This window comes from Streptomyces colwelliae, assembly GCF_048158785.1.
Classification (GTDB): Bacteria; Actinomycetota; Actinomycetes; order Streptomycetales; family Streptomycetaceae; genus Streptomyces.
In genome coordinates this window covers 1-2,531 of sequence record NZ_JBLTJC010000686.1, presented here as the reverse complement: position 1 = coordinate 2,531, position 2,531 = coordinate 1, and the positions used below count along the sequence as shown (strand labels likewise).

General features: G+C 72.9%; 1 protein-coding gene and 1 pseudogene. Both read left to right on the top strand.

What is annotated here, in order from left to right; genetic code table 11:
* Positions 1 to 1,442, top strand: a 1,442-nt coding sequence (locus tag ACNFOC_RS53180) for a tetratricopeptide repeat protein (protein WP_416966138.1), incomplete at its 5' end; no start/stop codon positions are given.
* A pseudogene (locus tag ACNFOC_RS53175) lies at positions 1,439 to 2,531 on the top strand (nickel transporter); the annotation flags it as partial. The gene ACNFOC_RS53180 and the pseudogene ACNFOC_RS53175, both read left to right, overlap by 4 nt.

Genomic DNA, 2,531 nt, shown 5'->3' with positions numbered 1-2,531 from the left:
GAAGAACACCGGGAAGAAGACGAGCACCACGGCCGAGGCGACCTTGGAGGACGGTCCGAGTCCACTCCCACACCGACGACGACCGCATCGCCGCCGTACGCCGGGTGGCCGCCGCGAGTCGTCGCTGGCGGGCCGTTCAACTCGCCGGTTGTGCGGCCTTGTTGGCCGTGGCGATGACCGCCGGGGCCATCGCCATCGGGGCGGCCAAGGACAGTGGGGCCACGGGGGTCGCCGCGGCCAGTGCCGTGTCGCCGGAGTTGCTCGCCAGTGGGAGTCTGGACGCGAGTATCGCCTCGCTACAGGCTCATCTCAGGACGCAGCCCAAGGACTTCGACGGGTGGGCGACGCTCGGGCTGGCGTATGTGGAGCAGGCCAGGACGAAGGGTGACCCGTCCCGGTACCCGCAGGCGCAGGCCGCCCTGCAACGGTCGTTGAAGATCTCGCCCGGAAACGAGAACGCACTCGAGGGCCGCGCCGCGCTCGCCGCCGCCCGGCACGAGTTCGCGGAGGCGCTGACCTACGCGGACCAGGTGCTGAAGGAGAACCCGTACAGCGAGCGCGCCCTGTGCTCGCGGATCGACGCGCTCGTCGAACTCGGCCGCTACGCCGACGCGTCGAAAGCCGCCGACCTCGCCGACGCCCGCAAGCCCGGCGTCCCGGTCTTCACCCGGTACGCGTACGTGCACGAGCTGCGCGGCGACGTCACCACGGCCCGCAGGGTCCTGGAACAGGCCCTCGCAGCCGCCACCTCCCCCGGCGACATCTCGTACGTGGCCGGCACGCTCGGCCAACTCGCCTGGAACCAGGGCGACTACAAGACCGCCCTCGACGACTACAGCCGCGCCCTCGCCGCCGACGAGAACTACCTCCCCGCCCTGGAGGGCCGCGCCCGCACCCAGGCCGCCCTGGGCGACCGCGCCGAGGCCATCAAGGGCATGGAGCTGGTCGTCTCCCGCTACCCGCTGCCCCAACCCCTCGTGGAACTCGGCGAGTTGTACGAGAGCCGGGGCGCCGAGGGCGACAAGGCGAAGGCCGACGACCAGTACGCCCTCGTCGACGCCTGGATCGTCCTCGCCCGCGCCAACGGCGTCAACGCCGACCTGGACACCGCGCTCGCCGCCGCCGACCACGGGGACGTCAAGTCGGCCCTGAAGGCCGCCCGCGCCGAGTGGGCCCGCCGGCACACCGTGCACACGGCGGACGCCCTCGCCTGGGCCCTGCACGTCAACGGACTCGACAAGGAGGCCCTCCCCTACGCCCGCCAGGCCACGGCCACCGGCTACCACAACGCCTCGTTCATCTACCACCTCGGCACGATCGAACTCGCCACCGGCCACAAGGCGGACGGCCGCGCCCACCTGACCAAGGCCCTGAAGCTGAACCCGGGCTTCTCGCCGCTCGGCGCGAGCAAGGCCCGTAAGGCATTGGAGGCGACCAAGTGAAGTCCACCCGCCGCCTCCAAGTGAGGCCCGCCCGCCGCCTGTTCGCCTCCGCCGCGGCCGTCCTCACCGCCGCCGGCGCGCTCCTGCTCGTCCCCACGGCCGCCGCGAGCGCGCACCCCCTCGGCAACTTCACCGTCAACCGCTACGACGGTCTCGTCGTCGCCCCGGGCGAGCTGCGCGTCACGCACATCGAGGACCTCGCCGAGATCCCGGCGACCCAAGTGAAGCCGGACATCAAGCAGTTGGGCATGACCGAGTGGGCCCGGCAGCGCTGCGACAAGGCCGCCGAGGACAGCAAGGTCACCGTCGACGGCCGTACGGTCGCCCTCACGCCCGGCACCAGCACCGCGCGCCTGCGGCCCGGGCAGGCCGGGCTCAACACCCTGCGGGTGGAGTGCGGTTCGACCGCCGCGCTGCCCAAGGGGAGCACGGTCACCCTCGGCTTCCACAGCGCGGGACTGACCACCGGACCGGGCTGGCGGGAGATCACCGCGCGCGCCGACCGGATGACGCTCACCAAGTCGGACGTGGCGAAGAAGTCGATCTCGCGCGAACTCACCAGCTACCCCAAGGACTTGCTCTCCTCCCCCGCCGACACCACGACGGCGTCCCTGCACGCGCGCCCCGGCGGCCCGGCCCTCACCGACGCCGACCAGTCCACGTCGGAACCGCCCGCCGCCTCCGTGCTGCCGCGCGGCGCCGACCGCTGGACGCAGGCCCTGAACGATCTGGTGGCCCGTCACCACCTCACGGTCGGTTTCGCCGCGCTCTCCCTCCTCATCGCCGTCGCGCTGGGCGCGATGCACGCGCTCGCGCCCGGTCACGGCAAGACCCTGATGGCGGCCACGGCGGCCGCGCGGGGCGGGCGCGCCCGCCTCAAGGACGTCCTCCCGCTCGCCGCCTCGGTCACCGTCACCCACACCCTCGGCGTGATCGGTCTGGGCCTCCTGGTCACGGCCGGTTCCGCCGCGACCCCCTCGGTGATCGCCTGGCTGGGCATCGCGAGCGGCGTCCTGGTCCTCTTCGCCGGCGCCAACCTCGTACGCCGCGCCTGGCGCAACCGCCCACGCCCACAGGCCGGTTCACACC